Annotated in this window: 2 protein-coding genes; both read left to right on the forward strand. The window is 34.2% G+C overall.

Annotation, left to right across the window (positions count from 1 at the left end; translation table 11 throughout):
• Positions 1 to 43 precede the first annotated feature (43 nt).
• Positions 44 to 436, forward strand: a complete 393-nt coding sequence (locus tag ABID42_RS23975; RefSeq protein ID WP_367285817.1) for a transposase — start codon at positions 44 to 46, stop codon at positions 434 to 436.
• A gap of 38 nt (positions 437 to 474) precedes the next feature.
• Positions 475 to 1,362, forward strand: a complete 888-nt coding sequence (locus tag ABID42_RS23980; RefSeq protein ID WP_367285818.1) for an IS3 family transposase — start codon at positions 475 to 477, stop codon at positions 1,360 to 1,362.
• Positions 1,363 to 1,411: the final 49 nt, after the last annotated feature.

Here is a 1,411-nt window from a genome sequence, read left to right on the forward strand (position 1 = left end):
ATGTCATTGCCTAAAATAGGTTGCCCTCCAACGGTAACATTTTATGGCAAAATTAAATTTAAAAACTGGTAAAAGTACAAACTACAAGATTCGTCAAAGTCTTACTTTCAGTGAGTCGTTCAAACGAGAGAAAGTCGAAGACATTCTCAACAAAAGGATTAGTATTAGCGAATTTTGTAAATTGTGGAGTATAAGTACCACTAGCGTTTATCGCTGGATTTACCAATATTCTCCCAATCATAAAAAAGGTACAAAAATGGTAGTTCAACAAGAATCTGAAGCTGCTAAAACTCAGGAGTTACTCAAGCGAGTAGCTGAATTAGAACGTATTCTTGGTCAAAAACAGATGGAGATAGATTATCAATCTAAACTCATTGAAATTGCCTCAAAGGAATTAGACATCGACCTAAAAAAAAGTTTCAAGCTGACACTTTAGAGTATTTTCGACAAGATATTGCTCAACATTCTCACCTGATGAAGGATTTATATGCCCTTTGCCAAATTACTAAGCAAGGACACTATCAAATGCTTCGCAGAGCCGAAGAATGGAAGGCAAAAGAAAGCCTTTATGTTGGGTTGATTCTCCAAATTAGAGAGCTTCACCCCGCAATGGGTCTGAGAACTATGTATGATTATTATCAACCAGAAGGAATTGGACGAGACTCCTTTATTAGTATCGGAATCTATTATGGATTTAGAGTAAAAGTGTTCAGAAATCTTTGTAGAACTACTTTTTCAAGCCCATATAGTCGTTACAAAAACCTTTTGGTTGATAAAATACTCATAGATATTAATCAGCTATGGACAAGTGATTTAACCTATTTTAAAGTCCATGACAAGTTCTATTATATCGTCTTGATTCTGGATGTGTATTCTCGCTTTATCGTTGGATACTCCGTTTCAGACAATATGAGAGCAGAAAACAATATCATCGCTTTAAGAATGGCTTTGAAGACCAGAAAACAAAAGAAATTTAACTTTAAACTCATTCACCATTCTGACAGAGGTAGTCAATATATCAGTGAAACATATGTGAATCTCTTGAAAGAAGCTGAAATCGATATTAGTATGTGTAATGAGGTCTATGAGAATGCACATATTGAAAGAGTGAATGGAACGATTAAAAATCAGTATCTCATTTATCGAAATATTACAAATTTTGATGAGTTGAAAACTGAGCTTGAAAGGACGATTTACGCTTATAACCATGATAGACCACATTCAGCCCTGATGGGACTAACACCTTTTGCGTTTGAACAGTACATCAAAGAACTAAACAATGAAAACAAACCTAATTTACCCATTTGGACTTGTGATTATTCAAAAAATATCAACCCAAATCAAACTATATTACAATTTTAAGTACTTTAACTTTCACAAAACTCAGGGCAACCTATTTTAGGCAATGACA

Source organism: Arcicella rosea, assembly GCF_040543805.1.
Classification (GTDB): domain Bacteria; phylum Bacteroidota; class Bacteroidia; order Cytophagales; family Spirosomataceae; genus Arcicella; species Arcicella rosea.